Raw genomic sequence first — 20,292 nt, forward strand, 5'->3', positions numbered from 1 at the left:
TTGTGCGCATGGTGCTTGGGATGGGCTTGTTTGCAGCCGGGTTTGGCGCATGCCGCGCCGGATGCCGGGCGAACGGAGGATGGAGCGGGCTATGTCGCCCGCCAGGACGGCCTGCGGGCCTTGTTCGACGCTATCTCCGCCAAATTGAAAAAGCCAGTGATTCTGAGCAAGCAGGCGGCCCGCAAGCAGGTGAGCGGCGAGTTCGACCTGGGCAATGCCCAGGCTTTGCTGGAAAAGCTGGCGCAGCAACTGGGCCTGATCTGGTACTACGACGGCCAGGCCATCTACGTTTACGACTCCAGCGAGACCCGCAATTCGGTGGTGCTGCTGCGCAATGTGTCGTTGACCACATTGAACGGCTTTCTGCGCAAATCCGGCTTGTACGACAAGCGCTATCCGCTGCGCGGCGACAATCGCAGCGGCACCTTCTATCTGTCCGGCCCGCCGGTATACGTGGATATGGTGAGCAATGCCGCCAGCTTCATGGACAAGCAGAGCGAGGGCATGGACCTGGGCCGGCAGAAGATAGGCGTGATCAAGCTCAGCAATACTTTTGTCGGCGATCGCAGCTATGAGATGCGCGATCAGAAAATCGTCATTCCCGGTATGGCCACGGTGATAGAGAAGCTGTTGGCGGGCGAGGAGAAGTCGGTGCTGGCGTCGCAATCGTCCGCTCCCGCGGCAAACGATGCCGCCGCCAAGGCGCCGCTGCCGGCCGGTTTGCCGCCTTTGCCCGGTTTGGCGGATGCCAAAGCCGCATCTGCTCAAGCCGGCGCCACGCCGCCGGATCCGTTCGCCCGTCCCGCCGCCGCCGGCGACATCAAGGTGATCGCCTATCCGGATACCAACAGCTTGCTGGTCAAGGGCTCGGCGGAGCAGGTGCGTTTCATCGAAGGGCTGGTGGCGGCTTTGGATGTGGCCAAGCGCCATGTCGAGCTGTCGCTGTGGATCATCGATATGGAAAAGGATGATCTGGACCAGCTGGGCGTGGACTGGCGCGGCCAGGTGTCGGTGGGGAACAAGCTGGGGGTGTCGTTCAACGCCAACGGCTCGCTCAGCACGCTGGACGGCACCCGCTTCATCGCATCGGTGATGGCCTTGTCGCAAAAGAAGAAGGCCAATGTGGTGTCGCGGCCGGTGCTGCTGACCCAGGAAAACGTGCCGGCCATCTTCGACAACAACCGCACCTTCTACACCAAGCTGGTGGGTGAGCGCAGCGTGGATTTGCAGCATGTCACCTATGGCACGCTGGTCAGCGTGCTGCCGCGCTTCGCGGCCAATGGCCAGATCGAGATGTCGCTGAATATCGAGGACGGCCGGGAGGCGCGGGCGCCGGACTATAGCCAGGACAACAGGGACGCCGCCACGCCGGAAGTGGGACGGACCCGGATCAGCACGGTGGCGCGGGTGCCGCAGGGCAAGAGCCTGCTGATCGGCGGCTTCACCCGCGACGCCAGCAGCGACGACCAGGCGTCGATCCCTGTCCTGGGGCAATTGCCGGTGCTGGGGAGGATGTTCCGTTATCAGCGCCAGAGCCTGTCCAATACCGTGCGGGTGTTTCTGATCCAGCCGCGCGAGATCGCGGATCCGTTGACTCCGGACGCCAACGACCTATTTGGCGGCATCGCCAAGCAACAAGGCCTGGATGTGGATCCGCTGCAGCAGAAAGTGCGCGACTACCTGGGCCGGAGCGGCGGGGGCGCCGACGGTGGAGATTAATGCCCGGCCCGCGCCAAGCATCGGCTTGCGCACGCTCAAGCAGCAGGCCCAGCTGGACGCCAAGCGAGAAGCCCGGCGCGATGCCTTGCAGCAGAGCGAGTCGCGGCAGGCCGACGCGCAGCTGACCGAGGCGGAGCTGGCGGAAGAGGCAAGCCCGGCGGCGCTGCTGCAGCGCGCGGCCCAGTCCTCGGATGAAATGGCGGCGGTGTTGACCCAGTTTCGCAGCCGGCGCGATTACGACAAGAAGCGGGGCAATCTGGCGGACAGCTTCGAGCGGGTGTTGGACGAGGACGCGCTGCCCAAGGCCGAAGCAGTGCTCAAGGTGGTCCAGTCGCATGAGGTGCCGGCCGAGGAGCTGCTGCGCAGGGTGCGTTCGCAGTTTCCGGACGACAGCGATCTGATCCTGGTGCTGCGCCAGCTGGCGCGGCGCAAGCAGCTGGACGAGGTGTCGCGCAAGCGGCTGCAGGCGCTGCTGGCCCAGGCGGAGGAAGAGGCCGATCCGCAACAGCTGAAAGCGGGCGTCAACAGCGCGTTGAAGGCCAAGCTGTTCGGCAAGGCCCTGGATTTGAATCCAGGCCTGTTGCGGGCCAGTTACCGACAGTTCCTGCAGAGCGAGGCGCCGGAGGCGGCGATTTATCAGGATTGGGTCGCCAGCTACGGTTATCCGCAGCGGGGCGTGGTGCTGGACTTCATCGAGGGGGCTTTGCTGGCGGATATCGATTCGCTGGACCCCAGTTGCTCGCGACTGGAGTTCGGCAATCTGCTCGGCAGGCTGACCCAGCTCAAGCTGCTGCGCTCCGCCGATGGCCTGTTTGTCGGAAAGTTGCTCGGCAATCCCTTGGTGCGGGGATTCAATTCCAGCGAGGCCGACTGGCTGTTTTTGCTGCTGTCGCTCTTGCAGCAGCCGCAGCAGGTGGACGAGCTTTTGGCGGAAACCGTGGGGGATACGGCGCTGTTGAGCCGCCATGCCGACCGCTCGTCTTTGTTGTACGCGCTGTATCAGGCATGCAAGGCATTGCCGCCCAGGCTGTTTCCGGACGAGGAATGGATGGATGCGCTGCTGGACGAGTTCCGGCACCTGGCGGGCATCGCCTACCGGCATGAAAAGGTGGAGCGGCGCAACGGGAGGAGAGCCGCGGGGTAGAGAGCCGCCAGCCAAGCCCTGCCGCGCAGGATTTCGCTTGCTGCTTTCCCTTATGAAAGGCGCTTTGAGCGTCTGATTTTCTGGATGAATGACGGTGTTGACTTCTTTGTTGAACGGCGCGCGCTCGCGGCCTGAATTGCTGATCCTGTTGCTGATGGTGATGATCATCGCGATGCTGATCATCCCGCTGCCCACTTATTTGGTGGACTTCCTGATCGGCCTCAACATCGTGCTGGCGATGCTGGTGTTCATGGGGTCGTTCTATATCGATCGCATCCTCAGCTTTTCCACTTTTCCGTCGGTGCTGCTGATCACCACGTTGTTCCGGCTGGCGTTGTCGATCAGCACCAGCCGTCTGATCCTGATCGAGGCCGATGCCGGCGAGATCATCGCCACCTTCGGCCAGTTCGTGATCGGCGATAGCCTGGCGGTGGGCTTCGTGGTGTTTTCCATCGTCACCATCGTGCAGTTCATCGTCATCACTAAGGGTTCGGAGCGGGTGGCGGAGGTGGCGGCGCGCTTCTCGCTGGACGGCATGCCCGGCAAGCAGATGAGCATCGACGCCGACCTGCGGGCCGGCATCATCGACGCCGACGCCGCGCGCGAGCGCCGCAGCGTGCTGGAGCGGGAAAGCCAGCTGTACGGCTCGTTCGACGGCGCGATGAAGTTCATCAAGGGCGACGCCATCGCCGGCATCATCATCATTTTCGTCAATTTCATCGGCGGCATCGCCGTCGGTGTGACGCAGCACGGCATGAGCCTGTCCGCCGCGCTGTCCACCTACACCATGCTGACCATCGGCGACGGCCTGGTCGCGCAAATCCCGGCGCTGCTGATCGCCATCAGCGCGGGCTTCATCGTCACGCGGGTCAATGGCGACAGCGACAATATGGGCCGCAATATCGTGAGCCAGCTGTTGGGCAACCGCTTTGTTCTGGTGGTGACCGCGGGCCTGGCGCTGGCTGTGGGCATGTTGCCGGGTTTCCCCTTGCTGGTGTTCCTGATCCTGGCCGGCGCGCTGGGGGCGTTGTTCTATTTCCGGTGGAAGGCGGCCAAGGCCGCCGCTGCGCCGCAGGCGTCCGCCGCGGGCAAGTCTGGCAAAGCCGGCAAGGATAAAACGCCGGCTCCGGCGGGTGGCGCGGCCAAGAGCGGGGGCCAGGGAAGCTCGCTGGGCTTGATCGAAAACCTGGATCAAGTAGCTACCGAGACGGTGCCTTTGATTCTGCTGGTCCCCAAGGTCAGGCGCGCCGAACTGGAAAGCCTGCAGTTGGCGGAGTGCCTGCGCAGCCAATTCTTCATCGACTACGGCGTGCGCCTGCCCGACATGCTGCTGCGCGACTCGGCCTCGATGGAAGACAACCAAGTGGTGTTGCTGATCAATGAGATACGCGCCGAGTCGTTTGTCGTGCATTTCGATCTGCTGCGGGTGGTCAATTATTCGGACGAAATCGAGGGGTTTGGCATCCAGCCGCTGAAGACCTCCCAGGGCGACGGCCAGTGCGTCTGGGTGAGGCCGGAAGAGGGAGACAAGCTGGGCAAGCTGGGCTACCAGCTGCGCCCGGCGCTGGACGAGCTGTACCAGTGTCTGGCGGCGCTATTGGCCCGCCATGTCGGCGAGTACTTCGGCATCCAGGAGGCGAAGCACATGCTGGACCAGCTGGAGGGACGCTATCCCGATCTGCTCAAGGAAGTGCTGCGCCACGCCACCGTGCAGCGCATCGCCGAGGTATTGCAACGGCTGCTGGTCGAGAGGATATCGGTCCGCAACATGAAGCTGATCATGGAGGCGCTGGCGCTGTGGGCGCCGCGCGAAAAGGACGTGATCAACCTGGTGGAGCATGTGCGCGGCGCGCTGGCGCGCTACATCTGCCACAAATTCGCCAATGGCAGCGAGCTGCGCGCGGTGATGGTGTCGGCGGAGGTGGAGGACGTGGTGCGCAAGGGCGTGCGCCAGACTTCGGCCGGTGCCTTCCTCAATCTGGAGCCGTCCGTTTCGGAAGAACTGATGGATCTGTTCGCGGTGGGCCTGGGCAGCTTGAACGTGGCGAACAAGGACATGGTGCTGCTGGCATCGGTGGATGTGCGCCGCTTCATCAAAAAACTGGTTGAAACCCGCTTTCTGGATCTGGAAGTGGTGTCCTTCGGCGAAATCACCGACAGCGTGTCGGTGAATGTGATCAAAACCATTTGAGAGAGAGCTGCGATGTCGGCCGTTGATGAGCTTGTATCTGCGCCGGCCCTTGCCGGCAGAGGGCGGGTGCGATGAAGCCGCCGCGTATGTTGCGTCGTCTGGCTTATCCGCAGCGCCTGTCCGGTCCCATCCTGGAGGCGGCTCTTCCTGATGTGGCGATTGGCGAGTTATGCGAGATACGCCGCAGCTGGCAGGACAGCGAGGTGGTGGCGCGCGCCCAGGTGGTGGGTTTCCAGGGCGCGCGCGCGGTGCTGAGCCTGATCGGCAATGCGCGGGGCTTGTCGCGCGAAGCGGTGCTGCAGCCCACCGGCAGCGCGCTTTCGGCCTGGATCGGCGACGACGCGCTGGGCGCGGTGCTGGATCCCATCGGCCAGGTGGTGGAGCGCTTCGCCGATACCGGCGGCCTGGCCGGCGGACGAAGGGGCATCGACGTCGATCCGCCGCCGTATTCGCAGCGCGTGGGCGTGCGCGAACCGCTGCTGACCGGCGTGAGGGCGATAGATGGCCTGCTGACCTGCGGTGTCGGCCAGCGGGTGGGGATTTTCGCTTCCGCCGGCTGCGGCAAGACCATGTTGATGCACATGCTGATCGAACAGACCGAGGCGGATGTTTTCGTGATCGGACTGGTGGGGGAGCGGGGCCGCGAGGTGACTGAATTTGTCGAGGCTTTGCGCCAATCGTCCAAGCGCGACCGCTGCGTGCTGGTGTACGCCACTTCCGATTATTCCTCGGTGGACCGCTGCAACGCGGCGCTTTTGGCCACCACGGTGGCGGAGCACTTCCGCGAACAGGGCAAGCAGGTGGTGCTGTTTGTCGACTCGATGACGCGCTATGCCCGCGCGCTGCGCGATGTGGCGTTGGCCGCCGGTGAGCCGCCGGCGCGGCGTGGCTATCCAGCGTCGGTGTTCGACAGCCTGCCGCGCTTGCTGGAGAGGCCGGGCGCGACGGGCCAGGGCAGCATCACAGCGTTCTATACCGTGCTGCTGGAAAGCGACGACGAGCCCGATCCGCTGGCCGATGAAATCCGCTCCATTCTCGACGGCCACATCTACTTGAGCCGCAAGCTGGCCGGGCAAGGGCATTACCCGGCGATAGACGCGCTCAAGAGCACCAGCCGGGTGGCGGGACAGGTCACCGAGGCCTCTCATCAGCAGCTTGCCGCCGCGGTGCGCGGCTTGATGGCGCGGCTGGACGAGCTGCAGGTGTTCATCGACCTGGGCGAGTACCGGCCAGGCGAGAACGCCGACAACGACAAGGCGATGCGGGCGCGCGACGCGTTGAGACAATGGCTGCGCCAGCCCATGAGCCAGCATTCGCCGTTCGCGGCCACCCTGAAGGGCATGCATGAGCTTGTTGCTTAAGATCGGCGCGCTATTGCGCCGTTGCCGGTTTGCGCAATCGCGCTGCGAGCAGGCGCTGGCGCAACTGGCGCGCCGCGATGGCGCCCTGCAGCGGGAAATCGACGACATGGGCGCGCAGATCGAGGGCTTGCGCCAATTGCTGCATGCGCAGCGGCCGGCGGGAACGGTGCTTGAGCGCAGCCAGTTGTTCACCCTGCACCGCAAACAGGCGGTGATGCGTCACCGCATGCAGGACCTGGATTTGCAGATCGGCCAATTGCGCGAGCAGCGCGGGCAATTGGCGCAGCAGCGGGAGGAGCAGGCGGGTCTGCACCGGTTCTGGCTGCGCAAGGAAGACAAATACCAGCGCTGGGCGCAACTCAGACGTCGGCAGGAGCGCCTGGAAGCTATCCGGCGAGAAGAAAGCGAACTGGAGGATAGGACGAAATGGGAACCGTGACGCCAAGCGCCGTCCATGGCGCGGCAATGAAGCTTTCCCTGAGCGGGGAGGACGACGGCATGGACGACTGGATCGCCAGGTTGGAAGAGGAGTGGAGCCAGGAGGCCAAGCGGAAGGATGAGGATGGCCAGGCGCAACCATGCCTGCAGCCATGGTTGCCGCCCCGCGCCGACCCCCCGTGGGGCGGGACGCCCGCGTTGAGCCATGGCGGCGGCTTGCAATCCGGCGGCGCGCACTCTCCTGAGACAGGGCGATTGGGTTCCGGACAGACGCCGCGACCGGCGCCGCCGCAGCGCCCCGTTCGCGATGCGCCGCATCCAGTTCAGGCGGCCGCAGCGTTGGCGGTTGAGGCCAAGGCTGCGGCCATGGCCTGGCCTGTCCTGGCCGAGGACGACGGAGCTGGGGAACCGACGCCGATTCCATCTTTGCCTCGGGGACGCGAGGCGGCGGATAGGCGATCCCCGGCGGCGCAGATCGACGAGCCGCATCTGGAGGCCAAGCTGGGGCCGAGTCCGCGCGGCCAGGCCCAGGTGGGTGATGTTGTCCGGGCCAGCCTGCCGGCCACCGCTTCCTTGCCGCCAACGCAGCGTTTGCCGGCGCCGGCAGGAGAGCCGCCTGTCTCGGATCCGCCCCAGGCGGTCGAAGCTGCGCCACGAATTGATGCCGGCTTACCGGTACAGCCGTTACGGCTGGCGGGAGAGCGGATCGCGGAGCGGCCGCCATTTTCGGGCCGGCAGCAGCTTGCCGCCGGGGATTTGCCAAATGCCGCTCCGACTCCGACGTTTGCCACACCGATCGCAACCACGATTCGGCCGCGGGAGCCGGTGTCTAGGCGCGATCGACGTCAGCTTGACGCTTCGCCTGCGGCTATCGGCGTGAATAAGCCGGCGCTTGTCTCGACGCCGCCGCGGTTCGCCGCCGACAGTCGGCCTGCGATAGAAGCCCCCGAGGCGGGAGCCGCTTCGCATGCGGAACCCGTTCTGGAACGCAAGCTTCCACCACAGGCCGAGAAGGTGGCGAAAACGCCGCCAGCCGGCGATGCGCGGGGGGAGCGTAGAGCCCGCCATGACGCGGGCTCCGCCATGCTCCCCTCTGCGCTGGTCGAGGGGACTGCTGTTGGGCGGCCAGCGCTATCCGAGCTGATGCCGCAGATGAAATTCGCGCCAGACGGCTTGCCGGCAGCGTACGAGGTTTTGCCTCAGCCTGTCTGGGAGCATCCGCTGGCCAAGGCGGACAACCGGCAAGCGCTAGCAATCGCGCCGGCACCGGCCAGCGCGCCCCCGGTGGGCGATTGGCGACCGGCGGCAGAGCCCAGTTCCATGCCAGCCCCTTTGTCGTCGCCGGCGCGAAGGCCTGCCGCCGCGCCGCGCAAACCGCCGGAGGCGACGCCGGATGTCATGGCCTATGCGGCGGCGGGGAGCCAAGCCTTGCCGTTAAGGCCGCGCGAGGCAGGGCCGGAGCCGCTATTGCCCTCGGCCAAGCGGAAGAGCGCGCCGGCCAAGCCGGCTGATGCGGAGTCCGAGCCAGCACCGTCGGGGCTGAGTTACCGCTTTCAACGCTGGGCAGGCGAGCATGCGGTGACGATTCAAACGCAGGCGGGAGCCACCGGCTTGCAGCTGCAGTTGCTGCCATCGGACAGCCTGGTGCAGCAGCGGTTGAGCGAGCAGTGGCAGTCAGGTAACCCGCAGCAGTGGAGCCTGGGGCGCGATGGCGGCGAGAAGCGGCAAGATCCCCAGCCGCAGGTCGAGCAGGAGGAGGACGATTGATGTTGAAGTTGCGCCGGGTGGACCGGCAGTCCCGGATGCTTGCGCAATTGGCGGCGCATTGGCGGGAGCAAGGCTGGGACGCGTCGATGGAAGCCGCTCCGCGCGTTGGCCGATGGTTGCCGGTGGGGGATGAGCAGCGGCGCTGGCACGGCTGGCTGGAGCCGCGGGTCTGGCTGGAGCAGGTGGCGCCTGAACTGGCCGGATTGGCCCGCGGCGCAGTCGAGGACGGAATGGTGGCGCAATTGATCGCCGCTTGCGAGCCGCCGCTGGAGTGGCCGATGCCTGAATTGGCCTATCGCAGGCTGAGAGTGGGGGATGAGGTTGGCGGCGGTGAATTGCCGCGCGGCGAACTATTGCGCGTGGCGACGCCGCAAGGTCCGGTATGGCTGGATAAGGTCTTGGCGTCGGAAAGTCCGATGCCGGCAGCAGCCGACCCGCTTGCGCGCCTGCCTCTGCCACTGTGCTTCGAGCTTGGCAGGAGCGATATCTCCCTGGATTTGCTGCGGAGCGTGCGCCTAGGCGACATGTTGTTGATTCAGCAGCCGGCGGCTCGGGTGAGCTGCAACGGCGTTGTCGTGGGACGTTATCAACAATTCGATGGGGAAATCAGGATGGAGTGGCAGGAAGAAGAGGCGGGCCAGGCAAGCGAAGCGGCTATGGGGAGCTTTGGCCAATTGCCGGTTCGGCTTGAGTTCGTGTTGCAGCAGAGCCAGGTCACGCTGGATGAATTGCGGAAGCTGTGCCAGGGGCAATTGCTGCCGTTGGCGGCCGATGCCGAGCGGCGGGTGGAGGTGAGAGCCAACGGCGCGCTGCTGGGGCGGGGCGAGCTGGTGCAGCTGGATGGGCAGCTGGGCATCGAGGTGGCGCAGTGGCTGGGGGGCGCGGGCGATGTCGAATGACATGTCGCTGATCGCCTTGATGGCGTTCGCCACGCTGCTGCCGTTTCTGATCGCATCGGGCACGTGTTACATCAAGTTTTCCATCGTGTTCGTGATGGTTCGCAATGCGCTGGGGCTGCAGCAGGTGCCGTCCAATATGACGCTCAACGGCATCGCGTTGATGCTGTCGATGTTTGTGATGATGCCTATCGCCCAGCAGGCGCACAGCTATTACCAGGACGAGCATGTCAGCTTCTCCAGCATCGACTCGGTGAGCAACTTCGTCGCCAACGGCCTGGATGGCTACCGCGCCTATCTGCAGAAATATTCCGATCCCGAATTGGTTCGCTTCTTCGAAAAAGCGCAGGCGCAGCGGTTTGAGCAGGAGCAGGGAAATGCCGCCGCCGCCGAGCAGCCGTCCATCTTCGCATTGCTGCCGGCCTATGCGCTGAGCGAGATCAAGGGCGCTTTCAAGATAGGGTTTTACCTGTACCTGCCTTTCGTGGTGGTGGATCTGGTGATCTCCAGCGTGTTGTTGGCGCTGGGGATGATGATGATGAGCCCGGTCACCATCTCGGTGCCGGTCAAGCTGGTGCTGTTTGTGGCGCTGGACGGCTGGACGCTGCTGTCCAAAGGCCTGGTGCAGCAGTACCTGGACCTGCCGGGCTGACGGCTTGAAGAGGCGCTTTCATGAATGAATTGGTATTCGCCAGCAACAAGGCCCTGTACCTGGTGTTGCTGATGTCGGCCTGGCCCATCATCGTGGCCACCGTCATCGGTCTGCTGGTGGGTTTGTTCCAGACCGTCACGCAATTGCAGGAGCAGACGCTGCCGTTCGGCATCAAGCTGTTCAGCGTCAGCCTGTGCCTGTTCCTGTTGTCCGGCTGGTATGGCGAGACGCTGCTGGGTTTCGCCCGCGAGGCGATGCGTTTGGCGCTGAGCAAGGGCTGATCGCATGCCCTTGGATCTGTTCTTCGATATCCATGGCTGGGCGGCCACCGCGGCGCTGGGTTTCGCCAGGGTGGGGCCGGCTTTCTTCATCCTACCTTTCCTCAATAACAATGTGCTGACCGGCGTGGCGCGGACAGCCGTAGCCATGCTGGTGGCGCAGGGCTTGTGGCCGCATCCGGTCGCGGCGGAGCTGCCTGCCGACATGCCGCCATTCCCGTTGCTGTTGCTGCGCGAGGCGATGGTGGGGCTGCTGCTGGGCATTCTGCTGGCGTGGCCGTTCTGGGTGTTCCACGCGCTGGGCAGCATCATCGACAACCAGCGCGGCGCCACTTTCAGCAGCAGCGTCGATCCCGCCAACGGCGTCGACACTTCCGAGCTGGCGAATCTGTTCAATCTGTTTGCGGCGGTCATCTATCTGCAGGGCGGGGGGATGAGCCTGATGCTGGAATTGTTCGCGCAAAGCTATCGCTTGTGCGACCCGCTCTCCGCCGGCATGCCGGCCTTGTTTCCGGTGCTGGCCTTGATATGCAGGGTGATGGCCAAGGCCATCGTGCTGGCCAGCCCGCTGGTGGCGGCGCTGTTGCTGACGGAAATGACGCTGGGCCTGCTGTCGCGCTTCGCCCAGCAGCTGAACGCATTCTCGGTGGCGATGACGGTGAAGAGCGCGGTGGCGCTGCTGATTTTACTGCTCTATTTCGCGCCGGTGCTGCCGAATGCAGTCGCCCAGCTGTCGTTCCGTCCGGAAGCCTTGTCCATTTGGCTGGCGGCGCCGCGCTGAGATGGCTGACAAGACAGAAAAGCCCACCCATAAGCGCTTGCGGGATTCGGCCAAGAAAGGCCAGTCCTTCAAGAGCAAGGACTTGATCGTCGCCTGCCTGACGCTGGCCGGCGTGGTCTACCTGGTGTCCTTTGGCTCGCTGGTTGAATTGATGGGCGTGTTCCGCCAGGCGGTCGCGCATGGCTTTCAATTGGGCATGCAGGGCTACGCGATGGCAGTGGTCTGGCTGGGCATCAAGCTGCTGCTGCCGATTTTCCTGCTGTGCGTGCTGGCTTCCGCCTTGCCTTCCTTGCTGCTGAGCGGCTTTGTGCTCGCCACCGAGGCGCTGAAGCTCAATCTGGAGGCGCTGAACCCGGTGCAGGGCTTCAAGAAGCTGTTCAGTCTGCGGACCGTCAAGGAGGTGGTGAAGGCGGTGCTGTATTTGGCCAGCTTTGCGGTGGCAGCGGTGGTGGTTTGGCGCAAACACAAGCTATTGCTGTTTGCCCAGCTTCATGGTGGCCCGATGGACATGGCGGCCATCTGGCGCGAGTTATTGCTGTCTCTGGTGCTGACCTGCCTGGGCTGCATCGCCTTGATCATTGTCCTGGACTCGTTGGCTGAGTATTTCCTGTTCATGAAGGACATGAAGATGGAAAAGGAAGAGGTCAAGCGCGAGATGAAAGAGCAGGAAGGCAATCCCGAGGTCAAGTCGCGCCGCCGCGAGGTGCATATGGAAATCCTGTCCGAGCAGGTGAAGTCGGATGTTTCCAACTCGCGGCTGATCGTCGCCAACCCCACCCATATCGCCATCGGCATCTATTTCAAACCCGAGTTGTCGCCGATTCCGCTGGTTTCCGTGCTGGAGACCAACCAGCGCGCGCTGGCGGTGCGGGCCTATGCCGAAAAGGTTGGGGTGCCGGTGATTCGGGATATCCCGCTGGCGCGGCGAATTTTCGCCAGCCATCGCCGTTACTCCTTCATCAGCATGGAGGAGATCGATGCGGTGCTGCGCCTGCTGGTGTGGTTGGAGGAGGTGGAGAACGCAGGTCAGCAGTCTTTTGGACAGGATGAGCAGGATGCGATCTAGCGCTTGGCATGGGCATATCGCAATGAGCGATTCTTGAATGTTTGTTGTTGGCGATCCGGGTTTAATGATGGCAGCGGTTCTTGCATGGCCGTTTCCCGCTGACATTTCCCCGATGAACATAGATTACTTGGGAGCGGAATAATGAATTTGAACGATATCGAAGATCAGAAAAAGTATGCCGAGATGGTATGGGAGGCAGTGCGCGAAGGCGCTACCTTGAAGGATCTTAATGGCATACCGCAGGACATGATGGATGGTTTGTATGCGCATGCATACGATTTTTATCAGAAAGGCAAGTTGGATGATGCTGAAACTTTCTTTCGCTTTCTCTGTATCTATGACTTTTACAACCCGGACTACATCATTGGCCTGGCTGCTGTTTATCAGTTAAAAAAACAGTATCAAAAAGCGGCTGATTTGTATGCGCTGGCATTTGCTCAAGCAAAAAGCGATTATCGGCCGCTGTTTTTTATCGGGCAATGCCAATTGGGCATGCTCAAGGCATTCAAGGCTAAGCAATGTTTTGAATTGGTGTGTGAATATAGCGATGACCAAGCGCTACGCACCAAGGCGCAGGTCTATTTAGACGCATTGCAGGATGCTGAAGATGTAGAAGCCAGTGCGCATAATGAGGAGCCAGCATGAGTAGCATCGATTCTATTAATCAAAATGTAAATTATCCCCCGGAGCATCAGCGGATTCTTGATGTCATATCAGAGAAGGTGAGAAAGCCTGGCTCATTCATTGATACAATTCATCTGTCTACTGTTAGTGTGTTGAATTATCAGGAAACGAATGCGGAGTGGGGAGGTGAAAAGACAAAAACATCGACCTCTGTTCCTAATTTGACGAGCCCGACGCCTAAAGCGAAAAGCGAACTGGATAAGGGGGGCATGTTAGTCAAGATAATTGGTGAGCTGATTAGGTTGCTAGGCAATATTAATATTCAGCGCTTGGAGGCTCAGCTAGGCGTCTGGAAGGCATTGATGAAGTCGCAGAGGTTGGCAGGGGAAAAAAGCTCGCAAGAATTTACTAATTTGGTTAATGATTCGGATAAGGCGACGCAAGAGTTTAAGCAAAAAAACGAAGCCGCACAGAATGACCAAAATGCAGCTGATAAAGCCAAGGGTGATAGGGATACGGCCAAGGACAAGTTGAATGGCTTGGCTGAGGATGATCCTGAGTATGGCAAAGTTAAAGCTGCATATGATAGTGCGGAGGCTACTTATAAAACTGCGCAAGGAAAGGCTGATACTTCTGCAAGTGATGCGGCTGCGGCTGGCAGAGTGGCTAATGAAAAAGCTAATCTTGCCAATAAGAAGTACTCTGAAATTATTAACACTAATGGCAATAGTGAAATAGTCAAGGATGGAGCAAAGCTGCATCTGACGAATATGGCGCAACTGACTGCGCAATTGGCCGAGTTCTCCAAGCTGGTAGGTGAGAATGCCGAGAGAAGCCTAAATAATGATCTTGCGTTGTTTAAGGCAATGCAGGAGTCGCGCCAGAAAGAGATGGAGAAAAAGTCAGAAGATTTTCAAAAAGAGGAGCGTAAGTCGGAGGCATTGGGGTGTTTGGGGAAGATATTGGGATTTATATTGACTGCAGTTAGCGTAGTTGGCGCTATTTTTACCGGAGGCGCTAGCCTGGCGTTGGCCGCTGTAGGTCTGGGCCTGATGGTTGCAGATGAAGTAGGGAAAGCGATAACCGGAAAGTCATTCATGGAGGCCGCGATGAAGCCTCTGATGGATGCGATATTAAAGCCTCTGATGGAGGCTTTGAGCAAAATGATAAGCAAGATGTTGGAGAGTTTTGGCGTGAGTAAAGATACCGCTGAGATGGTCGGGCATATTGTGGGGGGGATCATTGCTGCCATTGCAATGGTGGCGGTCATGGCACTGGTAGCCACTGTGGGTAAAAGCATAGCCAGCAAAATGGGCGATGTGATCGGGAAATTAATAACAGATGAAATGAAGAATTTAGTGCCGCAAGTGCTGAAAAATCTTTCCAGCGGCATAAGCAAAGGATTTTCTCGTGTCATGCAGAAAGGCAAGGATTTTCTAGCAAGCGAGAAAAATATGCCTGCTGGTTTGAATGAGACTCAAAAAATGGAATGGCAGACCTTGCGTGTCAAGAAAATGATTAATTATTCGCAAGGTGGCCTGGCTGTGGCTGATGGCGCCACATCTGGCGCACGCGGCGTTGCTGAGAAAAAGAAAAGCGATGCATTGGCGGATATCGTGCTAGGCAGGGCGGAGCTGGACAAAATCAAACAGTGGATGAATGAGGCGGTGGAGACTTATGGGGCTAGCTTTAAAATCGGCCAAGACTTGATTGCAACCATCTCATCCAGCTTGAAGCAGAACGAAGATGCTGGTCGCCATGTGCTGCGGCACAGCCACGCTTGACTACTTGGAGGAATAAATAAATGGCCGCGATAGAGAGTTATTATACCGGTAACGCAGTTTTTTTACCTAACGATGGCACAGATTCGTTAAGAGGGACGTCCCCTACCGCATCAGGGGGGACAGTTGCTTTCGCTTCTATAGTCATTGTCGGCACTGGTGGGCATGGTTCGTATTTATCCCCTGGTAGCCCTGATTTAACTACGCCTAAAGTTAAGGTGACGGTAGGGGTAATGAAGTTCTGGGATGAGAAACTGCAAGATCTGAATTTGTCTTATAGCGCTGAATCTATTTCCAGAAAACTAGATGATCCAAGTTTTGATGTTAGTGGGATGTCCAATGCGTTCACGATGATCATGATTTTATTGGTCGATGTCATGTCTAAAATACGCGCTGCTAATAGTAAAATGGAAAGCAAATTCATTGAAATCAGTTTTGCTGCGGCCAAGCATCAAGCCGCTGATATTCGCCAGCAGGGCATGTATGCGATGACTGCGGCATTTATTCAGGGCGGCGTGCAGATTAGCATGAGTTTTTATGGGGCCAAGCTCAAAAATGAAGGTTTGAATGGGCAGCAAAAAGCGCCTGGGGAAAAATCCCCTGAGTATGTAAATGCCAAGAAGCTGGAGATTCGTGGTGAATTCTTTTCCACTTCCGCACAAGGTTTTGCTACGGTTTTTGCGGCCCCGATTAATTTAATGGGAACTTACAAGCAGGCGGAAGCAATAATAGATGAAGCGATTGGGAAGTCGGCAGGCACGGTAGCCCAAAATGAGCAAGAGCAGAAGAAAGGCGCTAGCGAGCAGATTCAGAACCTGATCAACCAAGTGCGAGAGATTTTTCAGAATATAGCAGCCACAATGGGTGAGATCGCTGGGAATATACGTGCTTGATATCATTGATGGTTTGCTTGATAGGCAGGTGGGATGCGCTCGGTGTTCAAGGAATTTCATATTGGGGGAGTAGAGGTGGGGCATGCTTGATGGGGTTAAGGATTTTAAGCCGGCGCTGATGCCGCAGTCTCAGTTTGTGATCAGTGCCGATCCATCAGCTGATTCGCCAACCAAGCCTGGTTCTGAAGTTAAGAATGGCAGGCCTTCCAATTTGCCTGCTGAAACTATGCAGCTGGTTCATACCTTGCATGCAACGAACCGCATGCGTGACACGTTGTTTCCTGTGCAGAATGCATTGGATATGGGGCTGTTGCCAGATACCGATATGTTGGATGATAAGGATTTGGCCGCGCATCAGCTGAAAACCAATTTGAGCGCCTTGTCCGCCAGTGGCGTGAAGGTGCCGGCGCATGCTAGGTCATTGCTCTCCAGTTTTCCGCAAATGGCGCGATTGGCGCCGCAATTGGCCAAAGAAGACGTGCGGGAGTTTGCCGAGGGGAGGAAAGCTTCTCTTTTTAGCGATGTTGAACTATGGGGGAAGGTTCACGATGGCATTGACAGCCTGAATAAAAATTACTTGCAGCAATATCAAAAAATTGTCAGCACCTATACCGATTTTTACAAGAACTTCAGCGATATGGTCTTGGGCAAGATAGGGGGGTGGGTTGAGTCTGTCAGTGGCGGGGATGGTAAAGCGGACAAGATTAACTTGCACGTGAAGGATATGACGGATGCGCTGGGTGATGTAGTTAGTAAGAGCGATTTGGTTTTGTACAAAGGAGATGATGCTGCCAAATGGTTTAAAGATATGACGGGCAAGGATAGTGGGGCGTCTAATGGGTTGAAGTTGGAAGGCAATCAAGTAAAGATAGATACGTCGGTGCTGGATAAGATGACAGAGAATCTGAATAACTTGAAAAAACCGGACAGCCTGGATAGCGCTGCATTTCAGGCGTGGAAATCCGGCTTCGACTCGCAGGCGGAACAGCTGAAGAATACGCTACAGGTTTTGACGCAGAAATACAGCAATGCAAATTCAACATTCGACAATATGGTAAAGATATTAAGCAGCACCATTACGGCTTGCTTGGAAACAGACAAATTGTTTCTGCAGATTTAATCGAAGCAATAAGAGATTTTGAAGATTGAGCGGCGGGTGTCGATATTTAGATTGAGGCTGTTCGGTGTATTTGCTGGTTTGGAAAGAGGAATCGCATGACGGTGGATGAGGTGGAGGATAGAGCCCGGGCGGTATTGCATATGGCCCTTGGAGTGGATGAACGCTATCTGGCTCCCCAGGCGCGCTTGGTGGATCAGCTATATGCCGACTCCATGGAGTTGCTGGAAATGGTGATGGGGCTGAATGAGGCATTCGGCATAGAAATCCGCGCCGAGGACGTGGCCGCCATCGACACGGTGGCGGATGTGTATGCCGCTGTCAGGCGCTTGCTGGACGCGCAGGCTGAGCGTGAAGCTTGAGGTGGCAGGATTCCGGCTTTGAGCCGGTACCACCTGCTTGAGCCGGATGTTCGAGCGAGATGACTAGATGATCCATGAACAGGTGCAAGCGTTGCCTGGCAGGGCGGTGCTGGCGAACGCGCTGAGAGATGGCGAGTTTAGGATGTGCTACCAGCCGCAATTGTCTTGCAAGACTTTGCGGATAGCCGGCGCCGAGGCGCTGATGCGCTGGGACAGCGTGCAGGCGCGGCGGGCGGTCAGCCCCGCGCATTTCATTCCCTTGGCGGAGGAGAGCGGCTATATCGTCGAACTGGGCGACTGGAGCCTGGCATCTGTTTTCCGGCAGATAAAGTCCTGGCAGCGTGTCGCGCCGTTGCCGGCGGGTTTCCGGATGGCGGTCAATTTGTCGGGCCGGCAAATGACACCGCAACTGCCGCGCCGGGTGGCGAGCCTGATGGATGAGATGGAGGTGGATCCGGCGTGGCTAGAGTTTGAGATCACCGAATCGTATCGTCCGAAGGACATGGCTTTGCTTGCCGACGTCGCCGCGCAGTTGCGCCGTATGGGCGCGCGCATCGCCATCGACGATTTCGGCACCGGGTTTTCGGTGATGGAATATTTGCGCTTGATACCCGCCACCAGCGTCAAGATCGATTGCAGCCTCACCCGGCAGATAGTGGCTTGCGAGCGCGATCGCCTGATCATGCGCAATCTGCTTCAAATGATTGCCGATCTGGGCATGGAAAGCGTTTGCGAGGGCGTGGAAACCACGGAGCAACTGGCGGCTATCTGCGATATGGGCGCCGACTATTGGCAAGGCTTTCTGTTCTCCCCGGCGGTATCCAGCGCCGATTTCCTGTCGTTGCTGACCAAAAGCGCTGTGGAGCGCTAAGCCTGGATGGGGCTGTCAAGCGAGATGGGAACGGGGAGCGGTTCTGTCTATGGCTGAGGTATACTCCATCGATTCTGCGGCGCCAAGCCGCATAATCATTGGGGTGGACATGACTGAACAAAAATCGCTTCTTCCGGTTGAACGCGGCAACGAGCAGTTGGGCGGCGCCATCGCCTCCAGGTTGCCGGTGGTGCTGGCTTTCCCGGAGGATAGGCCGATTGTTGGGCGCGATCTGGATACTTTCAAAGAGTATTTTGGCGCGACCGTCGCCCAGGCGCTGGCGGCCCTGGGCATTCAGACTCATGGCCGGTGGTCGACCATCGTCAAGAAGAACGCGGATCTGCCGGTGGATGGCGCGATCGCCAATCTGGTGCGCTGGTATGCGGCGCACCCGGAGCGCTTTCCATTCGGCCAGGTGGATATGCCGACCTTGCGCCTGCGCTTGTCGATAAACCAGGATTCCTTTGCCCAGTTGTTCGGTCGGCGGAAGGTGGCGGTGTCGCACTGGGAACGCAAGCAGGTAAAGCCGGAGCCGCAGGTGCAAATCATCGCGCGCGAGATCGACGATCTGTTGAAGTCGTACGAGCATCAGGCGGAGCAGGAGCGGGATGGTTCGCCGCGGATGATCGTGCAGCACTTATTGCACAAGCTGGATGAGATCGAACAGGACAAGGGTTTGCGTTCCAAGGGGGAAATTCTGGCGGCGATCCGGGAAACGCTGCAAATGGAGGAGCAGAACATTCTGGTCAAGCAGGAGGCCACCACCCGCAGCCTGGACATGTTGCATGAATTCATGGATATCGCGGCGTTGAACTGCTCCTTGATCCCGGCGTCGCCGCCGCGGCGCAAGGCGAATCCGCAGAGTTTGGCGCCAAATGCGGAAGACTGACTGCCTGTCTGCGGCTTGGAGCGGGGATCAGCCCCTGTCCGCCAGCTCTCCCGCGAGTTCCCCAACCCGGACCAGCGCCCGCTGGTAGGCATCGTTCCACGGATAGCAGCACGACAGCCGCAGGCAGTTGCGGTAACGCCCCTTGGCCGAGTACATCGCGCCGGGCACCACGGTGATGCGTTCGGCCAGCGCGGCGCGGAACAGCTCCATGGTGTCGGCGTGGCTGGGCAACTCCACCCACAGCAGGCAGCCGCCGGAGGGCAGGGTGGCGCGGGTGCCGTCCGGGAAGTGCTGAGCCACCGCGCCGCGCAGTTTTTCCATCTGGCTGATGAAGTGGCGGCGGATCAGCCGCAGGTGGTGGTCATAGCCGCCGCTTTCCAGGTATTCGGCCAATGTCTCCTCCAGCAGCGCCGGCTGGCCCAGGCTGCTGGAGAATTTCAGCCGCCGCACCTCGCTGAGGAAGCGGCCTGGCGCGATCCAGCCGATGCGAAAGCCCGGCGCCAATGTCTTGCTGTAGCTGGAGCACAAGAGGACCCAACCGTCGCGGTCGTAAGCCTTGACCGCGTCCGGCGTCGCGGCGCCGTAGAACAGCTCGGCGTGCGGCGCGTCCTCGATCAGCGGCACCTGATAGTCGTTGACAAGCTGCGCCAGCCGCCGCTTGGCCTCGGGCGGCATGGTGCTGCCCAACGGATTGTGCACGGTGGGCATCGCGACAATGGCGTTCAGCCGCTTTTCCGACAGCAACAGCTCCAGCGCGTCCAGCGCCAGGCCGCTGGTGGGATGGGTGGGGATCTCGATCACCGCCAGCCCCAGGTCCTTCAGCATCGGCAGCAGCGCGAAATAGGTCGGCGACTCCACGCCCACCGTGTCGCCCGGCTTGCAGGCGGCGCGCAATGCCAGCTGCAGCGCCTCGGTGCAGCCGTTGCTGATCACCAGTTCGTCCGCCGCCAGCACGCAGCCCCAGCTGACCGCGCGCTGGGCGATCTGGCGCCGCAGCCGTTCCGAGCCGGGCGGAAAGGGGTAGTCGGTGGTCAGCTCCGGCTGCTGGCGCAGCAGCCGGCCCATGATGTGCTTGAAGCGGGTGGTGGGGTAGAAGTCGCTGCCGCGCGGACTGGCCAGCGACAGGTCGATGAAGTCGGCCTGGTTCTGCACCCCCATCACCGCTTCGATCTGGTCCACCACTTCTCCGGTGTGGTGGACGGCGCTTTGGCGGCGCATCCGGGGCAGCGGCAGGCTGGCGGCCGTTTTGACGTAGAAGCCGGATTGCGGCCGGGCCTCGATCAGGCCGCGGTCCTCCAGCATGCGGTAGGTCTGAAGGATGGTGGACGGGCTGACCTTGTGTATTGCGCAGGCCTTGCGCACCGAAGGCAGGCGCTCGCCCGGGCGCACGGTGCCGTTTTGGATCAGTTCTGTCCATTCGTTGACCAGTTGCTGGTACAGCGTCTCGCCGCTCATGCGGAGC

At 60.2% G+C, this 20,292-nt stretch carries 19 protein-coding genes; 18 read left to right on the forward strand and 1 reads right to left on the reverse strand.

From position 1 onward, the window contains the following. The first annotated feature begins 30 nt into the window (after positions 1-30). The 18 genes from sctC to VL52_RS04700 all read left to right on the forward strand — a co-directional run bounded on the left by sctC (position 31) and on the right by VL52_RS04700 (position 18,830). Entirely contained in the window at positions 31-1,719 is a 1,689-nt protein-coding gene (gene sctC / locus VL52_RS04615; RefSeq protein WP_046155934.1) for a type III secretion system outer membrane ring subunit SctC, read from the forward strand. Then, positions 1,709-2,863, forward strand: a complete 1,155-nt coding sequence (sctW, locus tag VL52_RS04620; RefSeq protein ID WP_326980816.1) for a type III secretion system gatekeeper subunit SctW — start codon at positions 1,709-1,711, stop codon at positions 2,861-2,863. The genes sctC and sctW overlap by 11 nt, the downstream gene beginning before the upstream one ends. 94 nt (positions 2,864-2,957) lie before the next feature. Further along, on the forward strand, positions 2,958-5,054 hold the full coding sequence (locus tag VL52_RS04625; protein WP_046155978.1) for an EscV/YscV/HrcV family type III secretion system export apparatus protein: 2,097 nt from the start codon (positions 2,958-2,960) through the stop codon (positions 5,052-5,054). Between the two features lie 86 nt (positions 5,055-5,140). Next, a complete protein-coding gene (sctN, locus tag VL52_RS04630) occupies positions 5,141-6,415 on the forward strand; it encodes a type III secretion system ATPase SctN (RefSeq protein ID WP_326980817.1) in 1,275 nt (424 codons plus the stop codon). Then, positions 6,399-6,854, forward strand: coding sequence for a SpaM family type III secretion system protein (locus VL52_RS04635; protein WP_046155936.1), 456 nt, complete (start codon positions 6,399-6,401; stop codon positions 6,852-6,854). The genes sctN and VL52_RS04635 overlap by 17 nt, the downstream gene beginning before the upstream one ends. A gap of 1,397 nt (positions 6,855-8,251) precedes the next feature. Then, a complete protein-coding gene (locus tag VL52_RS25545) occupies positions 8,252-8,620 on the forward strand; it encodes a SpaN/EivJ family type III secretion system needle length determinant (RefSeq protein WP_268753679.1) in 369 nt (122 codons plus the stop codon). Continuing rightward, entirely contained in the window at positions 8,620-9,519 is a 900-nt protein-coding gene (locus VL52_RS04645; protein WP_052729138.1) for a YscQ/HrcQ family type III secretion apparatus protein, read from the forward strand. Before VL52_RS25545 ends, VL52_RS04645 begins: the two co-directional genes overlap by 1 nt. After that, positions 9,509-10,168 (forward strand): EscR/YscR/HrcR family type III secretion system export apparatus protein, encoded by a 660-nt coding sequence (locus VL52_RS04650; RefSeq protein ID WP_046155939.1) that lies wholly within the window; start codon positions 9,509-9,511, stop codon positions 10,166-10,168. The genes VL52_RS04645 and VL52_RS04650 overlap by 11 nt, the downstream gene beginning before the upstream one ends. Positions 10,169-10,188: 20 nt before the next feature. After that, a complete protein-coding gene (locus VL52_RS04655) occupies positions 10,189-10,449 on the forward strand; it encodes an EscS/YscS/HrcS family type III secretion system export apparatus protein (protein WP_046155940.1) in 261 nt (86 codons plus the stop codon). A gap of 4 nt (positions 10,450-10,453) precedes the next feature. After that, positions 10,454-11,227: a type III secretion system export apparatus subunit SctT gene (gene sctT / locus VL52_RS04660; protein WP_046155941.1), complete on the forward strand. Its 774-nt coding sequence runs from the start codon at positions 10,454-10,456 to the stop codon at positions 11,225-11,227. A 1-nt stretch (position 11,228) separates the two neighbouring features. Further along, positions 11,229-12,293, forward strand: coding sequence for an EscU/YscU/HrcU family type III secretion system export apparatus switch protein (locus tag VL52_RS04665; RefSeq protein ID WP_046155942.1), 1,065 nt, complete (start codon positions 11,229-11,231; stop codon positions 12,291-12,293). 141 nt (positions 12,294-12,434) lie between these two features. Next, on the forward strand, positions 12,435-12,938 hold the full coding sequence (gene sicA, locus VL52_RS04670; RefSeq protein ID WP_046155943.1) for a type III secretion system translocator chaperone SicA: 504 nt from the start codon (positions 12,435-12,437) through the stop codon (positions 12,936-12,938). After that, complete coding sequence (gene sctE / locus VL52_RS04675; RefSeq protein ID WP_046155944.1) at positions 12,935-14,701, forward strand: type III secretion system translocon subunit SseC family protein; 1,767 nt, start codon at positions 12,935-12,937, stop codon at positions 14,699-14,701. Before sicA ends, sctE begins: the two co-directional genes overlap by 4 nt. 20 nt (positions 14,702-14,721) lie before the next feature. Further along, on the forward strand, positions 14,722-15,591 hold the full coding sequence (locus VL52_RS23750) for an IpaC/SipC family type III secretion system effector (RefSeq protein ID WP_082113628.1): 870 nt from the start codon (positions 14,722-14,724) through the stop codon (positions 15,589-15,591). 82 nt (positions 15,592-15,673) lie between these two features. Beyond that, complete coding sequence (locus VL52_RS04685; protein WP_082113629.1) at positions 15,674-16,711, forward strand: IpaD/SipD/SspD family type III secretion system needle tip protein; 1,038 nt, start codon at positions 15,674-15,676, stop codon at positions 16,709-16,711. Positions 16,712-16,806: 95 nt separating this feature from the next. Then, positions 16,807-17,070, forward strand: coding sequence for an acyl carrier protein (locus tag VL52_RS04690; protein ID WP_052729144.1), 264 nt, complete (start codon positions 16,807-16,809; stop codon positions 17,068-17,070). Positions 17,071-17,137: 67 nt separating this feature from the next. Continuing rightward, positions 17,138-17,941: an EAL domain-containing protein gene (locus VL52_RS04695; protein WP_082113630.1), complete on the forward strand. Its 804-nt coding sequence runs from the start codon at positions 17,138-17,140 to the stop codon at positions 17,939-17,941. A 109-nt stretch (positions 17,942-18,050) separates the two neighbouring features. Next, the gene (locus VL52_RS04700) at positions 18,051-18,830 is read left to right on the forward strand and encodes a hypothetical protein (protein ID WP_046155946.1); all 780 of its coding nucleotides are present in this window, start codon (positions 18,051-18,053) and stop codon (positions 18,828-18,830) included. 27 nt (positions 18,831-18,857) lie between these two features. Here the strand turns inward: VL52_RS04700 and VL52_RS04705 are convergent, their stop codons facing one another. After that, positions 18,858-20,285, reverse strand: coding sequence for an aminotransferase-like domain-containing protein (locus VL52_RS04705; RefSeq protein ID WP_046155947.1), 1,428 nt, complete (start codon positions 20,283-20,285; stop codon positions 18,858-18,860). Between the last annotated feature and the right edge of the window lie 7 nt (positions 20,286-20,292).

Origin of the sequence: Chromobacterium vaccinii (genome assembly GCF_000971335.1) — a bacterium.
Classification (GTDB): Bacteria; Pseudomonadota; Gammaproteobacteria; order Burkholderiales; family Chromobacteriaceae; genus Chromobacterium; species Chromobacterium vaccinii.

What these genes read in the sequence shown, in the direction of transcription:
- sctN (WP_326980817.1), top strand. Translation starts at nt 5,141, where the DNA reads ATGTTGCGTCGTCTGGCTTATCCGCAGCGCCTGTCCGGTCCCATCCTG.
- VL52_RS04635 (WP_046155936.1), top strand. Translation starts at nt 6,399, where the DNA reads ATGAGCTTGTTGCTTAAGATCGGCGCGCTATTGCGCCGTTGCCGGTTT.
- VL52_RS25545 (WP_268753679.1), top strand. Translation starts at nt 8,252, where the DNA reads ATGGCCTATGCGGCGGCGGGGAGCCAAGCCTTGCCGTTAAGGCCGCGC.
- VL52_RS04645 (WP_052729138.1), top strand. Translation starts at nt 8,620, where the DNA reads ATGTTGAAGTTGCGCCGGGTGGACCGGCAGTCCCGGATGCTTGCGCAA.
- VL52_RS04650 (WP_046155939.1), top strand. Translation starts at nt 9,509, where the DNA reads ATGTCGAATGACATGTCGCTGATCGCCTTGATGGCGTTCGCCACGCTG.
- VL52_RS04655 (WP_046155940.1), top strand. Translation starts at nt 10,189, where the DNA reads ATGAATGAATTGGTATTCGCCAGCAACAAGGCCCTGTACCTGGTGTTG.
- sctT (WP_046155941.1), top strand. Translation starts at nt 10,454, where the DNA reads ATGCCCTTGGATCTGTTCTTCGATATCCATGGCTGGGCGGCCACCGCG.
- VL52_RS04665 (WP_046155942.1), top strand. Translation starts at nt 11,229, where the DNA reads ATGGCTGACAAGACAGAAAAGCCCACCCATAAGCGCTTGCGGGATTCG.
- sicA (WP_046155943.1), top strand. Translation starts at nt 12,435, where the DNA reads ATGAATTTGAACGATATCGAAGATCAGAAAAAGTATGCCGAGATGGTA.
- sctE (WP_046155944.1), top strand. Translation starts at nt 12,935, where the DNA reads ATGAGTAGCATCGATTCTATTAATCAAAATGTAAATTATCCCCCGGAG.
- VL52_RS23750 (WP_082113628.1), top strand. Translation starts at nt 14,722, where the DNA reads ATGGCCGCGATAGAGAGTTATTATACCGGTAACGCAGTTTTTTTACCT.
- VL52_RS04685 (WP_082113629.1), top strand. Translation starts at nt 15,674, where the DNA reads ATGCTTGATGGGGTTAAGGATTTTAAGCCGGCGCTGATGCCGCAGTCT.
- VL52_RS04690 (WP_052729144.1), top strand. Translation starts at nt 16,807, where the DNA reads ATGACGGTGGATGAGGTGGAGGATAGAGCCCGGGCGGTATTGCATATG.
- VL52_RS04695 (WP_082113630.1), top strand. Translation starts at nt 17,138, where the DNA reads ATGATCCATGAACAGGTGCAAGCGTTGCCTGGCAGGGCGGTGCTGGCG.
- VL52_RS04700 (WP_046155946.1), top strand. Translation starts at nt 18,051, where the DNA reads ATGACTGAACAAAAATCGCTTCTTCCGGTTGAACGCGGCAACGAGCAG.
- VL52_RS04705 (WP_046155947.1), bottom strand. Translation starts at nt 20,285, where the DNA reads ATGAGCGGCGAGACGCTGTACCAGCAACTGGTCAACGAATGGACAGAA.